General features: G+C 72.9%; 15 protein-coding genes and 2 pseudogenes. 12 read left to right on the top strand and 5 right to left on the bottom strand.

Features of this window, described 5'->3' with window-relative positions; genetic code table 11:
* Positions 1-123: 123 nt before the first annotated feature.
* The 7 genes and pseudogenes from truB to V6N00_RS17265 form a co-directional block, all read left to right on the top strand.
* The gene (gene truB / locus V6N00_RS15935; protein WP_334233873.1) at positions 124-1,098 is read left to right on the top strand and encodes a tRNA pseudouridine(55) synthase TruB; all 975 of its coding nucleotides are present in this window, start codon (positions 124-126) and stop codon (positions 1,096-1,098) included.
* Entirely contained in the window at positions 1,095-1,463 is a 369-nt protein-coding gene (locus V6N00_RS15930) for a hypothetical protein (protein ID WP_334233871.1), read from the top strand. The genes truB and V6N00_RS15930 overlap by 4 nt, the downstream gene beginning before the upstream one ends.
* The gene (locus V6N00_RS15925; RefSeq protein ID WP_334233869.1) at positions 1,460-1,903 is read left to right on the top strand and encodes a hypothetical protein; all 444 of its coding nucleotides are present in this window, start codon (positions 1,460-1,462) and stop codon (positions 1,901-1,903) included. The genes V6N00_RS15930 and V6N00_RS15925 overlap by 4 nt, the downstream gene beginning before the upstream one ends.
* Positions 1,896-2,471 carry a GNAT family N-acetyltransferase gene (locus tag V6N00_RS15920; protein ID WP_334233868.1) on the top strand — a complete coding sequence of 192 codons (576 nt, stop codon included), beginning with the start codon at positions 1,896-1,898 and terminating at the stop codon, positions 2,469-2,471. The genes V6N00_RS15925 and V6N00_RS15920 overlap by 8 nt, the downstream gene beginning before the upstream one ends.
* Before the next feature lie 80 nt (positions 2,472-2,551).
* Positions 2,552-3,265 (top strand): DUF4345 domain-containing protein, encoded by a 714-nt coding sequence (locus V6N00_RS15915; protein ID WP_334233866.1) that lies wholly within the window; start codon positions 2,552-2,554, stop codon positions 3,263-3,265.
* Positions 3,266-3,355: 90 nt separating this feature from the next.
* Positions 3,356-4,324, top strand: a pseudogene (locus tag V6N00_RS15910) (bifunctional riboflavin kinase/FAD synthetase); the annotation flags it as partial.
* Positions 4,325-4,327: 3 nt separating this feature from the next.
* A pseudogene (locus tag V6N00_RS17265) lies at positions 4,328-4,474 on the top strand (riboflavin kinase); the annotation flags it as partial.
* A gap of 70 nt (positions 4,475-4,544) precedes the next feature.
* On the opposite strand, the gene V6N00_RS15905 reads toward V6N00_RS17265, so the two are convergent.
* A complete protein-coding gene (locus V6N00_RS15905; protein WP_334233862.1) occupies positions 4,545-5,708 on the bottom strand; it encodes a ScyD/ScyE family protein in 1,164 nt (387 codons plus the stop codon).
* Between the two features lie 303 nt (positions 5,709-6,011).
* Between V6N00_RS15905 and rpsO the strand changes: the two genes are divergently transcribed.
* The 3 genes from rpsO (at position 6,012) to V6N00_RS15890 (ending at position 10,340) form a co-directional block, all read left to right on the top strand.
* Positions 6,012-6,281: a 30S ribosomal protein S15 gene (gene rpsO, locus V6N00_RS15900; RefSeq protein WP_334233860.1), complete on the top strand. Its 270-nt coding sequence runs from the start codon at positions 6,012-6,014 to the stop codon at positions 6,279-6,281.
* A gap of 327 nt (positions 6,282-6,608) precedes the next feature.
* On the top strand, positions 6,609-8,879 hold the full coding sequence (locus tag V6N00_RS15895; RefSeq protein WP_334233896.1) for a polyribonucleotide nucleotidyltransferase: 2,271 nt from the start codon (positions 6,609-6,611) through the stop codon (positions 8,877-8,879).
* Between the two features lie 141 nt (positions 8,880-9,020).
* The gene (locus V6N00_RS15890) at positions 9,021-10,340 is read left to right on the top strand and encodes a M16 family metallopeptidase (RefSeq protein ID WP_334233858.1); all 1,320 of its coding nucleotides are present in this window, start codon (positions 9,021-9,023) and stop codon (positions 10,338-10,340) included.
* On the opposite strand, the gene V6N00_RS15885 is transcribed toward V6N00_RS15890, so the two are convergent.
* On the bottom strand, positions 10,269-11,864 hold the full coding sequence (locus V6N00_RS15885; RefSeq protein ID WP_334233856.1) for a glycosyltransferase 87 family protein: 1,596 nt from the start codon (positions 11,862-11,864) through the stop codon (positions 10,269-10,271). The two genes, V6N00_RS15890 and V6N00_RS15885, sit on opposite strands and share 72 nt — an antisense overlap.
* A gap of 183 nt (positions 11,865-12,047) precedes the next feature.
* On the opposite strand from V6N00_RS15885, the gene V6N00_RS15880 reads away from it, so the two are divergent.
* Together V6N00_RS15880 and V6N00_RS15875 are read left to right on the top strand one after the other, a co-directional pair.
* Positions 12,048-13,193, top strand: a complete 1,146-nt coding sequence (locus tag V6N00_RS15880; protein ID WP_334233854.1) for a molybdopterin-dependent oxidoreductase — start codon at positions 12,048-12,050, stop codon at positions 13,191-13,193.
* Positions 13,190-13,675, top strand: coding sequence for a hypothetical protein (locus V6N00_RS15875; protein WP_334233852.1), 486 nt, complete (start codon positions 13,190-13,192; stop codon positions 13,673-13,675). The genes V6N00_RS15880 and V6N00_RS15875 overlap by 4 nt, the downstream gene beginning before the upstream one ends.
* Here V6N00_RS15875 and V6N00_RS15870 read toward each other — a convergent pair.
* From V6N00_RS15870 to V6N00_RS15860, 3 genes are read right to left on the bottom strand one after another with little or no spacing between them, the layout of a single operon-like run.
* Positions 13,664-14,359: a class I SAM-dependent methyltransferase gene (locus tag V6N00_RS15870; RefSeq protein ID WP_334233851.1), complete on the bottom strand. Its 696-nt coding sequence runs from the start codon at positions 14,357-14,359 to the stop codon at positions 13,664-13,666. The genes V6N00_RS15875 and V6N00_RS15870 overlap by 12 nt on opposite strands.
* Positions 14,356-15,087, bottom strand: coding sequence for a TIGR04282 family arsenosugar biosynthesis glycosyltransferase (locus V6N00_RS15865; protein ID WP_334233849.1), 732 nt, complete (start codon positions 15,085-15,087; stop codon positions 14,356-14,358). The genes V6N00_RS15870 and V6N00_RS15865 overlap by 4 nt, the downstream gene beginning before the upstream one ends.
* Positions 15,084-15,740, bottom strand: coding sequence for a glycosyltransferase family 2 protein (locus V6N00_RS15860; protein ID WP_334233847.1), 657 nt, complete (start codon positions 15,738-15,740; stop codon positions 15,084-15,086). The genes V6N00_RS15865 and V6N00_RS15860 overlap by 4 nt, the downstream gene beginning before the upstream one ends.
* Positions 15,741-15,753 lie beyond the last annotated feature (13 nt).

The raw sequence follows: 15,753 nt of genomic DNA, 5'->3' as shown, positions 1-15,753 counted from the left end.
AGCACCTCCCATCGTGCCGACCAGGAGCCCGTTTCCTCATCCCCGCCCCACTGTCGGCAACGTCAGGACCCACAACATCTAGGGCGGCTCCCGGGCCCGACCGCGGGAGGTAGGATCGTCTGCGTGCCAGCGCCAGGAGACCGCCGCGAGACCCGCGACGGGTTCGTCCTCGTGGACAAGCCGGCCGGCTGGACCAGCCACGACGTCGTCGGGCGCATGCGCCGTCTCGCCGGCACCCGCCGGGTCGGCCACGCCGGCACCCTGGACCCCATGGCCACCGGCCTGCTCGTGATCGGCATCAACCGGGCCACGAAACTGCTGACGTACGTCGTGGGCGTCCCCAAGACCTACGCCGCGACCATCCGCCTCGGCCAGTCCACCGTGACCGACGACGCCGAGGGCGAGGTCACCTCCGCCGCCGGGGCCGCCGGCATCACCGAGGCCGCCGTCCGGGACGGCGTCGCCGCCCTGACCGGCGACATCGAGCAGGTTCCCAGCGCCGTCAGCGCCATCAAGATCGACGGCCAGCGCGCCTACAAGCGCGTGCGCGACGGTGAGGACGTCGCCCTCGCCGCCCGGCCGGTCACCGTCTCCCGCTTCACGATCGAGGCGATCCGTGAGGCGACCGCCGGCACCGGGTCGGGGGACATCGTCCCCGTGCTCGACGTCGACGTCGAGGTCGACTGCTCCTCGGGCACCTACGTGCGCGCGCTGGCGCGGGACCTCGGTGCCGCCCTGCGCACCGGCGGCCACCTGACCCGGCTGCGCCGGCTCGCGGTCGGCCCGTTCCGCATCGAGGACGCCGGCACCCTCGAGGAGCTCGAGGAGGCCCGGGACCGCGAGGACGGACTGCCCCTGATCGACGCCGGCGACGCCGCCGCGGCCGTGCTGCCCAGCCGCACCGTCGACGCCGCCGAGGTCACCGAGCTCGCCCACGGCCGTCGGCTTGCCGCCGGACCGCAACACGGCACCGTCGCCGCCCGTGCCGAGGACGGCAGCCTCGCCGCGGTGCTGCAGGACGACGGCCGTTCCGCCCGTCCCGCCCTCGTCCTGGTGACGCCGACGCCGCGCCCCGCGGACGGACCGCGCCCGGCATGAGCGTCCTGTTCTGGCTGACCACCGTGGTCGCGGTGTTCTCGACCGTCGTGTGCCTGGTCGAGGGCATCCGCGGCCGCATCCCGGACAACCTCACGGTGTTCTCCGTGCTCGCCGTCGAGGTGGTGCTGTTGATCGTCGTCGTCGCCGCGATCATCGGCTCGGCGACGGGCGCCGGGCCCCGCGGCGCACCCTGGGAGTACTGGGGCTACCTGATCACGGCGGCCCTCATCCCGCCCGCGGCGGTCTACTGGTCGCTGGTCGAACGGACCCGCTGGAGCACCCTCGTGCTCGCGGCGGTGGGCGTCACCGTGTTCGTCATGATGGCGCGCATGCTGCAGATCTGGGAAGGACACGCCGGCCTGTGAACGAGAGACCCTCCGCGTCGAAGGCGTCCGGCCCCGGTCGCCTCATCATCGCCGTCTACGCGATCTTCGCCCTCGCGGCCACGGCGCGCGCCGCCTTCCAGATCGCCACCAAGTTCGCCGACGCCCCGCTGGCGTACCTGCTCTCCGCGTTCGCCGCTGTCGTCTACATCGTCGCCACCGTGTGCCTGGCCTCCCGACGGCCCGGGTCGTGGCGGGCGGCCGTCGTCGCGGTCGGGATCGAGCTGGCCGGCGTCGTCGTCGTCGGCCTGCTCAGCGTGCTCGACCCGGCCACCCTCCCGCACGACACCGTCTGGTCCGGCTTCGGCCGCGGCTACGGGTTCGTCCCGCTCGTGCTGCCGATCATCGGCCTGTGGTGGCTGTACCGGAACCGGCCGACCCGTCGCGCCGGCGACAGTGCCCGTGGTGACGTCGGTGCCTGAGAGCTCCGCGCTGCCGACGCCCGTCGCCCCGCTCATCGAGGGGGCGACCGTCCGGCTGCGGCCGCTGCGGGAGGACGACGTGCCCGCGCTCGTTCGGAACTGCCGCGACGAGCAGGCGCAGCGGTTCGTGCCCGTGCCGCTGGACTACACGACCGACGACGCGCTGACGTTCCTCAACCACACCGTGCCGGACGGCTGGCGTGACGGCACGAGCCACGTGTTCGCCGTCGCCGACCCCGCCGGCGACACCCTCCTCGGCACCGTCGGACTGCACGCCTTCCGCGCCACGACGGCCGACGTCGGCATCAACCTCGGCCCGGCCGCGCGCGGACGCGGAATCGGCACGGCGGCGTGCCGGGTGATCATCGACTACGCCGTCGAGGGGCTCGGCCTGCGGCGGCTCTACTGGCAGGCGTACGCCGGCAACGAGCCCAGCCTCGCCCTCGCGCGTCGACTCGGCTTCACCTTCCACGCCGAGCTGCCCGCGTTCGCGAGCCTGCGCGGCGAGCCGGTCGACGTCTGGCTGCTCAGCCTCGCCGCCGCCGACGTTCGCGCAGCGGGCGCCTGAGCGCGGGTGCGTGAGAAACTGAGAAGGCACCTGTCGACCTCCTCCGACGTCGCACCGGTCACCACGAATCGAGGCACCCAGTGACCCAGATCCCCACCGGCCCCGGACCCTCCGACGAGCCCCGCCGCATCGACGGCCGCCCCGCGTCCGGACCGGTCCAACCGACCGAGCGATCGGCCCCGTCCGCACCGCGCGTCGGCACGGACCGGTCGACGACGGGCGGTGTCGACCGCACCGCACGCGCCGACCGCACCGCACCCCGTCGTGACGACCGCACCGCGCCGGTCGACCGCACCGCACCCGGTCGCAACAACCGTCCGGAGCGCCCCGGCAAGCAGGGCCGCACGGATGCGCCCACGACGTCCCGCCCCGGATCGGACTGGGGCACCTTCCGCGCCGTCGTCATCGCCGTCGGCGTCGTGCTCGCCGCGGTCGGGGCCTATTTCCTCATCACCGGCACGCACGGGCTGCCCGACGCCGCGAGCGGCCCCTTCGACCCCACGCTCGAGAGCCAGTTCCGCTTCTTCGCGGCCGTGGAGATCGGCGTGGGAGCGGCGTTCATCGCCATCGCGATCAAGTTCCGGTGGGTCGAGGTGCTGTGGCTCGTGTGCATGATGGTGTTCCTCGGCGGCATCGGTCGCGTGATCTCGTGGGCGATCGTCGGCGGCACCCCCCACTGGCTGATGATCGTGCTGATGATCGTCGAGCTTGCCTTCCCGGCGGCCCTGCTCGTGTGGCACCGCTGGATCACCAAGACCGTCGAGCTGAAGCGGTCGCTGACCGCCGATCGCTGACCGCCGGTCGTCGATCACCGGGTGCTGATCGCCCGGTGTGGATGGGACAGCGCCGCCGGCCCGTGCGGCGCCCCGAGGAGATGGAGACGCGTGCAGTACTTCCCTGATGTCGCCGAGGTACCCGCCGGGTTCGGACCCAGCGTGGTGACGATCGGCAACTTCGACGGTGTCCACCGCGGCCACCAGCAGGTGATCGCCGAGCTCGTGCGGCAGGCCCGCGAGCGGGGAGTCCCCGCCGTCGTCGTGACCTTCGACCCGCACCCGGCCACCGTCCACCGGCCCGAGAGTGCGCCCACCCTGATCATGGGCCTGGCCGACCGCCTCGAGGCCCTCGCCGACCTCGGCGTCGACGCCGTGCTCGTCATGCACTACACGGCCGAGCTCGCCCGCACCACGGCGGAGGACTTCGTCACGGGCGTCTTCCTGGACGCGCTCGGCGCCGTCGCCGTCGTCGTCGGGCACGACGTGCGCTGGGGCCGGGACAACGCCGGTGACCGGGAGGAGATGGAGCGGCTCGGCGCCGCCCACGGTTTCGACGTCACCGTGATCGAGGAGTATCAGTTCGGCGCCGGGGACCCCGATGATCCCGAACACGAGCGGCGCGGCTCCTCGACGTGGATCCGCGAGGCACTCGACGAGGGCGACGTGCGGACCGCGGCCACGGTGCTCGGCCGCACGCACCGGATGCGCGGCCTCGTGGTGCACGGCGCCGCCCGCGGCCGGGCGCTGGGGTTCCCCACCGCGAACCTCGCGACGGATGCCGTGGGCTACATCCCGGCCGACGGGGTGTACGCCGGCTGGCTGGTCGACGAGCGCGGGGAGCGCTGGCCCGCGGCGATCTCGGTGGGGTCGAACCCCACGTTCGAGGGCGTCAGCCGCCAGGTCGAGGCCCACGTCATCGACCGGCCGGTGGGGGAGGACGTCGACGTCTTCGACCTCTACGGCCAGCGCGTCGCGGTCGAGTTCGTCGAGCGGCTCCGCGGCATGGTCGCCTACACCGGGGTCGAGGCCCTGATCGAGCAGATGCGCCTGGACATCGAGACCACGCGCGAGGTCCTGNGCGTCGCGGTCGAGTTCGTCGAGCGGCTCCGCGGCATGGTCGCCTACACCGGGGTCGAGGCCCTGATCGAGCAGATGCGCCTGGACATCGAGACCACGCGCGAGGTCCTGCAGGGCGCGGCGACGCCCGGTCACTCCCGAAGGGTGTGACCGGGCGCCCGGTCCGTCGACGGACGGGGCCGGTCCCGTCCGGGACGCGGCCCCACCCGTCACCTCGGGCTCAGTCGGCGTCCTGGTTCGGGCCGACGGCACCGCGCCGCTCGCCCGCCAGGGTGACCTTGACGACCTGACCCGCGGGCGGCGTGTTGTCGCCCGGCAGCGCGTTGGTGGTCACGTACAGCGTGCAGCCCTTGACCGACACGTCGGCCGGCAGCGGCACCGACAGGAACGGCCGCGCCGTGTGCGAGCCTCGCGTGATCACCGAGACGCGATTGCCGAACAGCTCCGCCACGTACAGGTCGCCGCGCGGGCTGAACGCCAACCCCGTGGGGGAGGCCAGCCCGCTCGCGACCAGCTGCGTCGCGCCGGTGCGCGGGTTGACGCGGTAGACGGCACCGCGCGCGCCCAGCGACGGGTCCTCCGGGCCGCCCGGCAGCGTCGAGACGTACAGCCAGCCGTCCCAGCCCTTCCGCACGTCCGTGGGCACCGGCTCGAAGTAGTAGTCGTGTCCCACCGTGCACGCCGGCAGCCCGGTGGCCTGCGCGGCCTGGGCGGTCACGTGGGTGACCGAGGGCGGCAGCACCGCGACGGTGCGGACGCTGTGGGTCCAGGGGTTGACGACGACGATGTCGTTGCCGCCCGCGTCCGCGACGTAGACGCCGTTCAGGGTCGGCTCGGTGGCGTACGCGTGCGAGTCGACGTGACCGGTGTAGGACGCCGGGACCTCGGCCGGTACCTGCGCCAGGCACGAGGCCGGCAGGTCCCGGAACCCGTACCGGACGTTGCCGTCCGGATTGGTCTGCTCCTCGTGGGTGGCCACGTCGGCGAGGGTGACGACGCGGCCGCCGGGCAGGATCGCCTTGATCAGGCCCGTGGTGATGGCGGGGTTCTCACTGCCGGCGCCGGTGTTCTCGGCGAAGACGGTGACGCCGTAGCGGTAGGACACGGCGCCGACCTCCGCGCCGGGCGTGCTCGTCCGGTACACGGTGGAGACGTTGCCGTTCGCGTCCGTGCGGTCGAGCAGCCCGGCGAAGTTCTGGGTGAAGAGCACGGAGCTGCCGCGGCCGGCGGCCACGGAGAGCGGGGTGACCAGGTTCGCCGCGGTGACCGGCGTCGGGGTGCCGGGCGACGGCGCCCGGGCGGCGGCCTGCGCGGGCCCGGCCGCGACGGCCCCGGTGAGGGCCAGGGTGAGAGCGGTGCACAGCGAGATGAGTGTTCGGCGCATGGGTGACTCCGATGGCGAGTGGGCGGCGAGACCCGGCGTCGAGCCACATGGTCCCCCCGCAGCAGACCTGGCGCACCCGGGACGGACCGGGCCGCGCGCACCCCCACCACCCCTGGTGGGATCGCTGAACAGCACACAGGGTAGACGCCCGGCATCCCCCTGTCCACGGGCCTGTCCACGGTCCTGATAGACTGATCCGTCGGGTCCGGCTGCAGTCCGTGGTTGCCGGTCCCGCGTCGTGCCACCCCTCGGGGACCGTCACGGCATCTTCTCTGACACGGTACTGACTCGAAGGAGTTACCCATGGCACTCGATGCCGCCACGAAGCAGCAGATCATGAGCGACTACGCCACCGTCGAGGGCGACACCGGTTCGCCCGAGGTCCAGGTGGCCCTGCTGTCCCAGCGGATCCGGGACCTGACCGAACACCTGAAGGTGCACAAGCACGACCACCACACCCGTCGTGGTCTGATGGCCCTGGTCGGCCGCCGTCGCCGGCTGCTGACCTACCTGCACGACACCGACATCACCCGGTACCGGTCCCTGATCGAACGGCTCGGCCTGCGCCGCTGAGCGCGTCCGCACCGATACACTGGAAGGCGGCTGGACACCCACGTGCCCGGACCGGCGGTCGATCCGCCGGACGGGGACCGGTGTCGGCCGCCTTTCCTGTTCCTGCTGGACCGGCCCCGGCCGGTGAACGATGCAGCAGGAACCCGAACAATCCCGGCCAGCGCCCCCGACGGCAGCTGCGGTCCTCGGTAGTGATCTCCGGGCGCCACGTCCTCACGACGCGGAACCGCCCCGGGGATCTCGATCGAAGACCGGTTGCCACCCGCGCGGAGTCCCGCGCGGGGCGGAGGCGCGGCCACGATCACAGAAACGGAGGTGACCTTCTTCATGGAGGGTCCCGAGATCAAGTACGCCGAGGCCGTCATCGACAACGGCAGCTTCGGCAAGCGCACCATCCGCTTCGAGACCGGTCGGCTGGCCCAGCAGGCTGCCGGTTCGGCAATGGTGTACATCGACGACGACACGTCGATGCTGTCGGCCACCGCGATCGGCAAGTCGCCGCGCGAGGGCTTCGACTTCTTCCCCCTGACCGTGGACGTGGAGGAGCGGATGTACGCCGCCGGCCGCATCCCCGGTTCCTTCTTCCGGCGTGAGGGCCGTCCCAGCACGGACGCCATCCTCGCCTGCCGCCTGATCGACCGCCCGCTGCGCCCGGCCTTCACCAAGGGCCTGCGCAACGAGGTCCAGGTCGTCATCACGGTCATGTCCGTCAACCCGGACGAGCTGTACGACGCCGTGGCCATCAACGCCGCGTCCATGTCCACCCAGCTGACCGGTGCACCGTTCTCCGGCCCGATCGGTGGCGTGCGCGTCGCGCTCGTGACCGACGGTTCCGGCAGCGCCCAGTGGGTCGCCTTCCCGAAGCACTCCGAATTGGAGAACGCCGTCTTCTCGATGGTCGTCGCGGGTCGCGTCGTTGCGGATGACGTCGCCATCATGATGGTCGAGGCCGAGGCCACCGACAACGCCTGGACGCTCATCAAGGAGCAGGGCGCCCCGGCTCCGACCGAGGAGACCGTCGCCGAGGGCCTGGAGGCGGCCAAGCCGTTCATCCGCGCCCTGTGCGACGCGCAGTCCGACCTGGCGCAGCGCGCGCAGAAGCCGGCCCTCGAGCTGCCGGTCTTCAAGGACTACGAGCAGGACGTCTACGACGTCGTCGCCGCCGAGGCGTCCGACGAGATCGGCCGCGTCTTCGCCATCGCCGCGAAGCAGGAGCGCGAGGCCGCGTCCGACGCCCTGATCAAGGCGACCGTCGACCGGCTCGCCGGTGAGGGCGCACCGTTCGAAGGCCGTGGCAAGGAGGTCGCCGGCGCGTTCAACGCCGTGACCAAGAAGGTCGTCCGCCAGCGCATCCTGCGCGAGCAGGTCCGCATCGACGGCCGTGGCCTGACCGACATCCGCGCACTGACCGCCGAGGTCGAGGTGCTGCCGCGCGTGCACGGTTCCGCGATCTTCGAGCGCGGCGAGACCCAGATCCTGGGTGTCACCACGCTGAACATGCTCAAGATGGAGCAGCAGATCGACTCGCTGTCGCCCGTCAAGCACAAGCGGTACATGCACAACTACAACTTCCCGCCGTTCTCCGTCGGTGAGACCGGCCGGGTCGGCTCGCCCAAGCGGCGCGAGATCGGGCACGGCGCGCTCGCCGAGCGTGCCATCGTCCCGGTGCTGCCGACGCGCGAGGAGTTCCCCTACGCGATCCGCCAGGTCTCCGAGGCGCTGGGCTCCAACGGCTCGACGTCGATGGGCTCCGTGTGCGCCTCGACCCTGTCCCTGCTCAACGCCGGTGTGCCGCTGCGCGCCCCGGTGGCCGGCATCGCCATGGGCCTGGTCTCCGACCAGGTCGACGGTGAGACCCGCTACGCGGCGCTGACCGACATCCTCGGCGCCGAGGACGCGTTCGGCGACATGGACTTCAAGGTCGCCGGCACGAGCGAGTTCGTCACCGCGATCCAGCTCGACACCAAGCTCGACGGCATCCCCGCCTCCGTGCTGGCCGCCGCGCTGACCCAGGCCCGTGAGGCCCGCCTGCACATCCTCGGGGTCCTCGCCGCGGCGATCGACGGCCCGGACGAGATGAGCGAGTTCGCGCCGCGCGTGATCAGCGTCCGCGTCCCGGTCGACAAGATCGGCGAGGTCATCGGGCCCAAGGGCAAGATGATCAACCAGATCCAGGACGACACCGGCACGGACATCTCCATCGAGGACGACGGCACCGTGTACATCGGCGCCACCGACGGCCCGTCCGCGGAGGCCGCGCGGTCGGCGATCAACGCGATCGCCAACCCGCAGGTCCCCGAGGTGGGGGAGCGCTACCTGGGCACCGTGGTCAAGACCACGACGTTCGGCGCGTTCGTCTCGCTGACCCCGGGCAAGGACGGCCTGCTGCACATCTCCGAGCTGCGCAAGCTGGCCGGGGGCAAGCGGGTCGACAACGTCGAGGACGTCGTCGGCGTCGGCCAGAAGGTCCAGGTCGAGATCACCAAGGTGGACGACCGCGGCAAGCTGTCGCTGGCTCCCGTCGTCGACGATGACGCGGACACCGGTTCCGGCGCGGCCGGCGAGCGGGCTCACGCCGAGGCTCCGGCCGAGGGCTGATCCGCCCGTCCCGGTCTCTCGGGACGACACGGCCTGACAGGCTCCGCCAGGGGGTCCGCCGCCACGTGCGGCGGGCCTCCTGCCGTCTTCCGCGGGACATCGTTCCCGCCCACCCTTGCTCGTCCTTCGAAGGAGCGACGCATGACCTCCGCCTCCACCACGGCGTCCGGATGGCCCACGGCCCCCGACTCGCCCGTCCGGCGCTCCGTGCTGCCCGGCGGCGTGCGGGTGCTCACCGAGGCGATGCCCGGCCAGCGCGCCGTCACCGTCGGCTTCTGGATCGCGGTCGGCTCCCGCGACGAGGCGGCCGGCGAGTACGGCTCGACCCACTTCCTCGAGCACCTGCTGTTCAAGGGCACCCCGACGCGGTCGGCCCTCGACATCGCCTCGGCGTTCGACGCCGTCGGCGGCGAGTCCAACGCCGCGACGGCGAAGGAGAGCACCTGCTACTACGCGCACGTGCTCGACGAGCACCTGCCGATGGCGATCGCGACGATGGCCGACATGGTGACCTCCGCGTCCCTGGACCCGGACGAGCTCGAGCAGGAGCGCACCGTCATCCTCGAGGAGCTGGCGATGGCCAGCGACGACCCGGCCGACGTCGCGCACGAGCGCTTCGCCGAGGCAGTGCTCGGCGATCACGCGCTGGGCCGGCCCATCGGCGGCACCCCCGACGTCATCCGCAGCGTCGGCCGCGAATCCGTGGCCGCGCACTATCGGCGCTACTACCGGCCGGACGAGCTCGTCGTCACCGCCGCCGGGAGCCTGGACCACGACGCCGTGTGCGGCCTCGTGCTCGAGGCGCTGCACCGGTCCGGGTGGGAGCTCGACCCGGACGCCGTGCCGGTGGACCGGCGCTCCGAGGCGGCGGCCGTCATCACCCCCGTCACCGACCTGCGCGTGGTCCAGCGGCCCGTCGAGCAGGCCAACATCATCCTGGGCACCGCGGGCCTGAACGCCACCGACGATCGGCGGTTCTCCCTCAGCGTCCTCAACGCCGCGCTCGGCGGCGGCATGTCCTCCCGCCTGTTCCAGGAGATCCGCGAGAAGCGCGGCCTGGCCTACTCGACGTACTCGTTCGCCGCGGGGTACGCGGACGCCGGCTACGTCGGCCTCTACGCGGGGTGCTCCCCGGCCCGGGTGCCCGAGGTGCTCGGGCTGCTCGAGTCCGAGCTCGCCCGGCTGGCCGACCACGGGCTCGACGCCGACGAACTGGACCGCGCCAAGGGGCAGCTGCGGGGCGGTCTCGTCCTCGGACTCGAGGACACCGCGTCACGGATGTCGCGTCTGGGCCGCGCCGAGCTCGTGCATGGCCGGTTCATCGACCTGGACGAGTCGCTCGACCGCGTGCAGCGGGTGACGACGGCCCAGGTCACCGAGCTGGCCCGGTCACTGGCCTCCGGCCCGCGCAGCACCGTCGTCGTCGGCCCCTTCGAGGACACGGAGACCTTCGGCCTCTAGGCCCGGTGCCTGCTCGCTCCCGCGCTCCGCCGAGCGACGCGCGGTCCGGCGCCGAGCCGAGATGCGCAGGGCCGTGACGACGACCAGGACGACGAGGGCGGCACCGGTCGCGCCACGCGCCCAGACGAGGCGGTCGTCGGCGATCGCGAAGTTGTACATGACCGTCAGCGCCAGCGGCACGCCGAGGCTCTCCCAGCGCCCGGTCAACACGGCGAGGGGGACGATCATCAGGGTGTACCAGGGGTAGGTGGGACTGACCACCAGCAGCGCGAGACCGAGGAAGAGGCACTGAGCGTCCCACGGTCCCGGTCCGTCGCCCGTCGGTGCCCGCCGACCCCACCGCCACCACAGCAGCGCGGCCAGGACGGCGACGATCGCGATCCCCGCCGCGCCGGCGGCCGTGGTCGGCAGCACCGTCGTCAGCAGGGCGAACCGGGTGGACTGGCCGCCGCTGGAATAGCCCTCCTCCCGCAGATATCCGGGCAGGAAGCCGAGGACGTCGGCGCCGGACCACAGCACGTAGGGCACGTAGGAGACGACGACGGTGGCGGCCGCCACCAGCACGAAGCGGACCGGTCTGCGGTAGAGCAGGCCCACGGCGGCGAGGACCGGTAGCACCTTCGTGGCCACCGCGGCACCGAAGGCCACCGCCGAGGTGGTCACGCGGCCGCGGGCGAGCAGCAGCACGGCGGGGAGCAGCAGGACGGCGGCGAGCAGGTCGACGTGGGCGTTGTTGATGCCCTCCATGGCCACCGCAGGGCACCAGGCCCACCAGAGCGCTCGGTCCCGGCGTCCACGACCGAGAAGGCGCAGCAGGACGACCGTGACGCCGACCACGAGGACCGCGCCGGCGACCTGCAGGGCGATGAAACCCACCTCGGCGGGCACACCCATGCGGACGAGGAAGAAGTACAGCTCGGCCACGGGCGGGTAGATGGTGGGCACGGTCGGGCGGTTGATGGCGAAGCACAGCCCGTCCTGGACGTTCGGGTCCGACGGGAAACGGGTGGGATCGCATCCGCCGCCCGGCAGCTGGGGACCGACCAGCCAGTCCGGGCGCAGCGACGCCAGCGCCGGATCGGCGGGCACGTGCGCGAAGGGCGAGATGCCGGCACGCTGAACGATGCCGTCCCACGCGTACCGCGCGGAGTCGTTGCTCGTCGAGGGCGGGGCGCTCAGCACCGCGAGGGCGATCAGTATTCCTCCGCCCAGGACGACGGCCCACCCGAGCCCGGCGCTGACGCGGCGGAGGCAACGGGAGGCGAGGACACCGGCCAGCAGGAACAGGGCCCAGGCGATCGACGTCAGGATCATCGACACGTCCGCCCCGCCGATGTTCCCGGCGGTCGCACCGGGCACGAGGCCGACCAGACGCATCCGGTCAACGGCGAGGTACAGCACCCCGGCCAGCGACACGCCCACCACGGCGGTCGCGACCAGCAACCACGGCGTCGCCGCCGTCGCCGGGAAGGCACTCGGGCGGGCGTCGGCGTCTCCGGTCGTCGTGCCCTCTGCTGCGTCCATGTGATCGAGCATGCCCCATCCGGAGGCTTCGACTCGACTCCGGGACCGAGAGGGCGCGTCCAGGTTCCCTCGCGGGGTGGCGTGCTGTGGTGGGATGGGTGCATGCAGGGGCACAGCCGTCGTGGCACTCAGCGGCCGGCCGGCGGGGATGGGCTCACCGGCAGGCCGACGCTGGTGGACCGGATGGAACGCGCCGTACGGTCGCCGGTCCGGCACCCGCGTCTCACCGTCGTGCTCGGCCGCTGGCTGGGCGCGGCATTCCTGACCTGCTTCGCCACGGGCGTCTTCTCCCATGTGCTGCAGGATGCGTCGGCGACGACGGCCCTGTCCTCCGCAGGACTGTTGCCCACCCGTCCCGTCTCCCTCTACCGGATCACCCAGGGCGTCCACGTGACCGCCGGCATCGCGGCGATCCCGCTGCTGCTGGGCAAACTGTGGAGCGTGTACCCGCGGCTGCTCGAGTGGCCGCCCGTCCGGTCGATGCCTCACGCCCTGGAGCGTGCGTCGATCGCCCTGTTCGTGTCCGCGAGCCTGGTGCAGGTGACGATCGGCCTGATCAACACCTACCAGTGGTACCCGTGGCCCTTCCCGTTCCGGCAGACCCACTACTGGCTGGCCTGGGTGATCATCGGCTCGCTCGTGCTGCACGTGGCGATCAAGCTCCCGGTCATCCTGGACCACTGGCGCAGGCCGCTGCGCCCCCACGGGCGGGGGGCCGCCGACCCGCGGGTCGGGGTGAGCCGGCGCGGCGTGCTCGCCGCGATCGGCCTGGGTTCGGCGGCACTGGTGACGACGACGGCCGGTCAGTCCCTCCCCGCGCTCGCCGGCGTCAACGTGCTCGCCCCGCGCCGCATGGGGGTCGGCCCCCAGGGTGTGCCGGTCAACCGGACCTCCGCCCAGGCGGCCGTCGGGGAGCTGGCCCGTGATCCGGGGTGGGCGCTGACGGTGACGCATGACGGGCGGTCCCGGTCCTTCACGCTCGAAGCCCTCCGGGCACTGCCCCAGCGGGAGCACGACCTGCCGATCGCGTGTGTCGAGGGGTGGAGCCAGAACGCCCACTGGCGGGGCGTTCCGGTCCGCGAGCTCCTGACCCTCGTCGGCGCGCCCGCGGCCTCGACCCTGCGATTCACCTCCCTGGAACCGCAGGGAAGCTACCGGGAGATGACCATGCCCGCCGCCTGTGCCGCCGACGAGCAGACCCTCGTCGCACTCGAATTGAACGGCGCGGTGCTGGACCTGGAGCACGGCTATCCGGCGCGGGTCATCGCGCCCGGCCGGCCCGGGGTGCTCCAGACCAAGTGGCTGTCCTCCGTGGAGGTGATCGTGTGACGAGCGGCGCCGGCGTACCGCGCGGTGGTCCGCGTCCGGTCCGCGTGCTCCTGGGTGTCCTCGGCGTCGTCCAGCTCGGTGTGGGCGTCCTCGGTCTGGTCGGTGAGCTCGGGCCGCCGCAGCTGCTGGGTCTGCTGGGCTGGCTCGCGGCGGCGGTGGCCCTGCACGACGGTGTCCTCGTCCCCCTCACGCACGCGGTCGGGCGGCCACTGCGCCGCCTGACCGGGACGTGGCGCCCCGCCTCGGCCGTGGTGCTGCGGGGTGGACTCGTCGTCGGCGCCATGGTGGCCCTGCCGGTCCCGGCCCTGGTGCGAGCCCAGCGGCAGAGCAGCAACCCGACCCTGCTGACCGGTGACTACGCCCTCGCCGTCGGCGTGGTGTGGTTGATCCTGGCCGTCATGGTCGCCGGTCTGGTCCTGGTCATCGAACGCCGGGGTGCCGGCGCCCGTCCCCGTGGCGACGCCAGCGGGTCAGGACGCTGAGAGGACGCTGATCGTCCGTTCGTCGATCCGGTGTTCGCTCACGGGCGTCCAGTCGGCGGCGCGGGCGAGACGGCGCAGCGGATGGGCTCCCACCCGCGACCACGCGAATTGCTCCCCGCAGCGGCCACCCTCGTCGCAGAGCACCGCCTGGTAGTGCTCCTCGAGATGCTCCTGGCGGTCCGTCTCCACGAGCAGACGGGCGCCGCGGTGAGCGAGCCGGCGAAGCCGTCGCAGCAGCTGGAGGGGATCGCCACCGATACCGATGTTGCCGTCGATCAACAGGAACCCGTTCCACCGCCCGGCGATGGGGGCGAACACCGACTGCTCGAGGACGCGGTCCCCACGCGAACGCGCCAGCCCGGCCGCCTCGGGGTTGAGGTCCACGCCGACCGCCTCGAGAGCGCGGTCGCGAGCCGCCTGCAGCATCCGGCCGGGTCCGCAGCCGACGTCCAGGATCGGGCCGTCGACGAGGTCCAGGATCGACCGGTCGGACGGGGTCGGCTCCGCCATCCACTGACGGACGTCGCACGTCACGGGAGGCACCCGGCCCGTGACGTCGACGATGTGGATCGTCCCCCCGCCGTCGAGAGCGTGGGCGCCGCCGTTGAGCGCGTCCCTGTAGGGGTTGGCGACCACGTCCACCGAAGGCAGTCCGCTCGCTTCCTGTTCGGCCCAGGCGCTCATCGCCGGTCCCCGGAGGACGCGACGCCGAACTCGCGGTGCCGGCCGGGGACGGCGGGCGACGTCAGCCCCCACTGATCGCACAGCCGGGCGAACGGCGTCCCCGGGCACAGCCCGGCGACGTCGACGGCGTCGTCCACGACGTCGACGTCCCGGAGGGTGCCGAGATCACCCACCCGCAGGCCGGCGGCCACCAGCCGGGAGCGCTGCTCCGCACCGGTCCGCTCCACGGACATCGGCACGCCCCGGATGAGTTCGGGCGCCGGCTCGGCGAGGGCGAGGGCCCAGAACCCGCCGTCGGCGGCGGGCCCGAACCACGCGTCGGCCTCCGGGTCGGGACGCGCCCAGTCGCGGCGCAGCGGGGTCAGGTCCGTGGGGGCGAGCTGGGGGGTGTCCATTCCGATGATCATCAGGGGACCGGTCACGGTTGCGCAGAGGTGCGCCAGGCGCTCGTCGAGTCCGCCGCCGGGCTGGGGGAGGACGGTGAACGCCGCAGCGTCGTCGGGCGCGCCGGCTCCTGCGGCATCCCCGTCGAAGAACAGGACCCGTTGCCGCACCGGGAGATCGCGCACCGTCGACATCGTCTGCGCCAGGCTCGTGGCGGCGAGTTCCGCCGCCTGTTCCGGCAGCAGCGGCGGGCAGAGCCGCGTCTTGACCCGACCCGGGCGGCACTCCTTGGCGACGATGGCGACCGTCAGGGCGTCCCACCGGCTCACCCCTGCGGCCGTCACGCGTGGGCCCGCAGCAGCCGCGACATGTCGCGGACGGCGGTGACCGTCCCGCGAACGGTGCCGGTGACCTTCGAGCGGCCGACGCGCGGCGCGTAGGCGACGGGACGCTCCGCCACGGTCCAGCCGGCGCGCGACGCCGCCAGGACCATCTCGAGGGGATAGCCGCTGCGACGGTCCGTCAGGGCGAGGGCGAGCAGGTCCTCCCGTCGCGCCAGCCGGAGGGGGCCGAGATCGGTGACCGGGTAGCCCGTGGCCCGGCGGATCCGCCGGGCCAGGATTGCGTTGGCAGCACGGGCGTGCAGCGGCCAGGCACCGCGACCGGGCCTCCGTGCCCCCAGCACGAGGTCCGCCTCGCCGTCCTCGACGAGGCGGCGGAAGCCGTCGAGTTCCGCCGGGTCGAGGGAGGCGTCGGCGTCGCAGAACGCGACGAGCGGTGCCGTGGCGGCCAGCAGGCCGGCGTGCGCGGCGGCGCCGAAACCACGCCGGGTCTCCGTCACCACCGTCGCGCCCGTCGCGGCGGCGACGGCAGCGGACCCGTCGGTGCTGCCGTTGTCCACGACGATCGCGTGGGAATGCGGCGGGAGCCGGTCCAGCACGCGGGGGAGTGCAGCGGCCTCGTTCAGGCACGGGAAGACGATGTCGAGGCGCTCCATGATGCGATCCTAG

Origin of the sequence: Tersicoccus mangrovi (assembly GCF_036881825.1) — a bacterium.
Lineage (GTDB): Bacteria > Actinomycetota > Actinomycetes > Actinomycetales > Micrococcaceae > Tersicoccus > Tersicoccus mangrovi.
This window is presented reverse-complemented; position numbering and strand designations above follow the sequence as displayed.

Coding starts and splice junctions, on each gene's coding strand:
- rpsO (WP_334233860.1), top strand. CDS start 6,012: ATGGCACTCGATGCCGCCACGAAGCAGCAGATCATGAGCGACTACGCC.
- V6N00_RS15885 (WP_334233856.1), bottom strand. CDS start 11,864: ATGGACGCAGCAGAGGGCACGACGACCGGAGACGCCGACGCCCGCCCG.
- V6N00_RS15905 (WP_334233862.1), bottom strand. CDS start 5,708: ATGCGCCGAACACTCATCTCGCTGTGCACCGCTCTCACCCTGGCCCTC.
- V6N00_RS15870 (WP_334233851.1), bottom strand. CDS start 14,359: ATGAGCGCCTGGGCCGAACAGGAAGCGAGCGGACTGCCTTCGGTGGAC.
- V6N00_RS15890 (WP_334233858.1), top strand. CDS start 9,021: ATGACCTCCGCCTCCACCACGGCGTCCGGATGGCCCACGGCCCCCGAC.
- V6N00_RS15880 (WP_334233854.1), top strand. CDS start 12,048: ATGGAACGCGCCGTACGGTCGCCGGTCCGGCACCCGCGTCTCACCGTC.
- V6N00_RS15860 (WP_334233847.1), bottom strand. CDS start 15,740: ATGGAGCGCCTCGACATCGTCTTCCCGTGCCTGAACGAGGCCGCTGCA.
- V6N00_RS15930 (WP_334233871.1), top strand. CDS start 1,095: ATGAGCGTCCTGTTCTGGCTGACCACCGTGGTCGCGGTGTTCTCGACC.
- V6N00_RS15895 (WP_334233896.1), top strand. CDS start 6,609: ATGGAGGGTCCCGAGATCAAGTACGCCGAGGCCGTCATCGACAACGGC.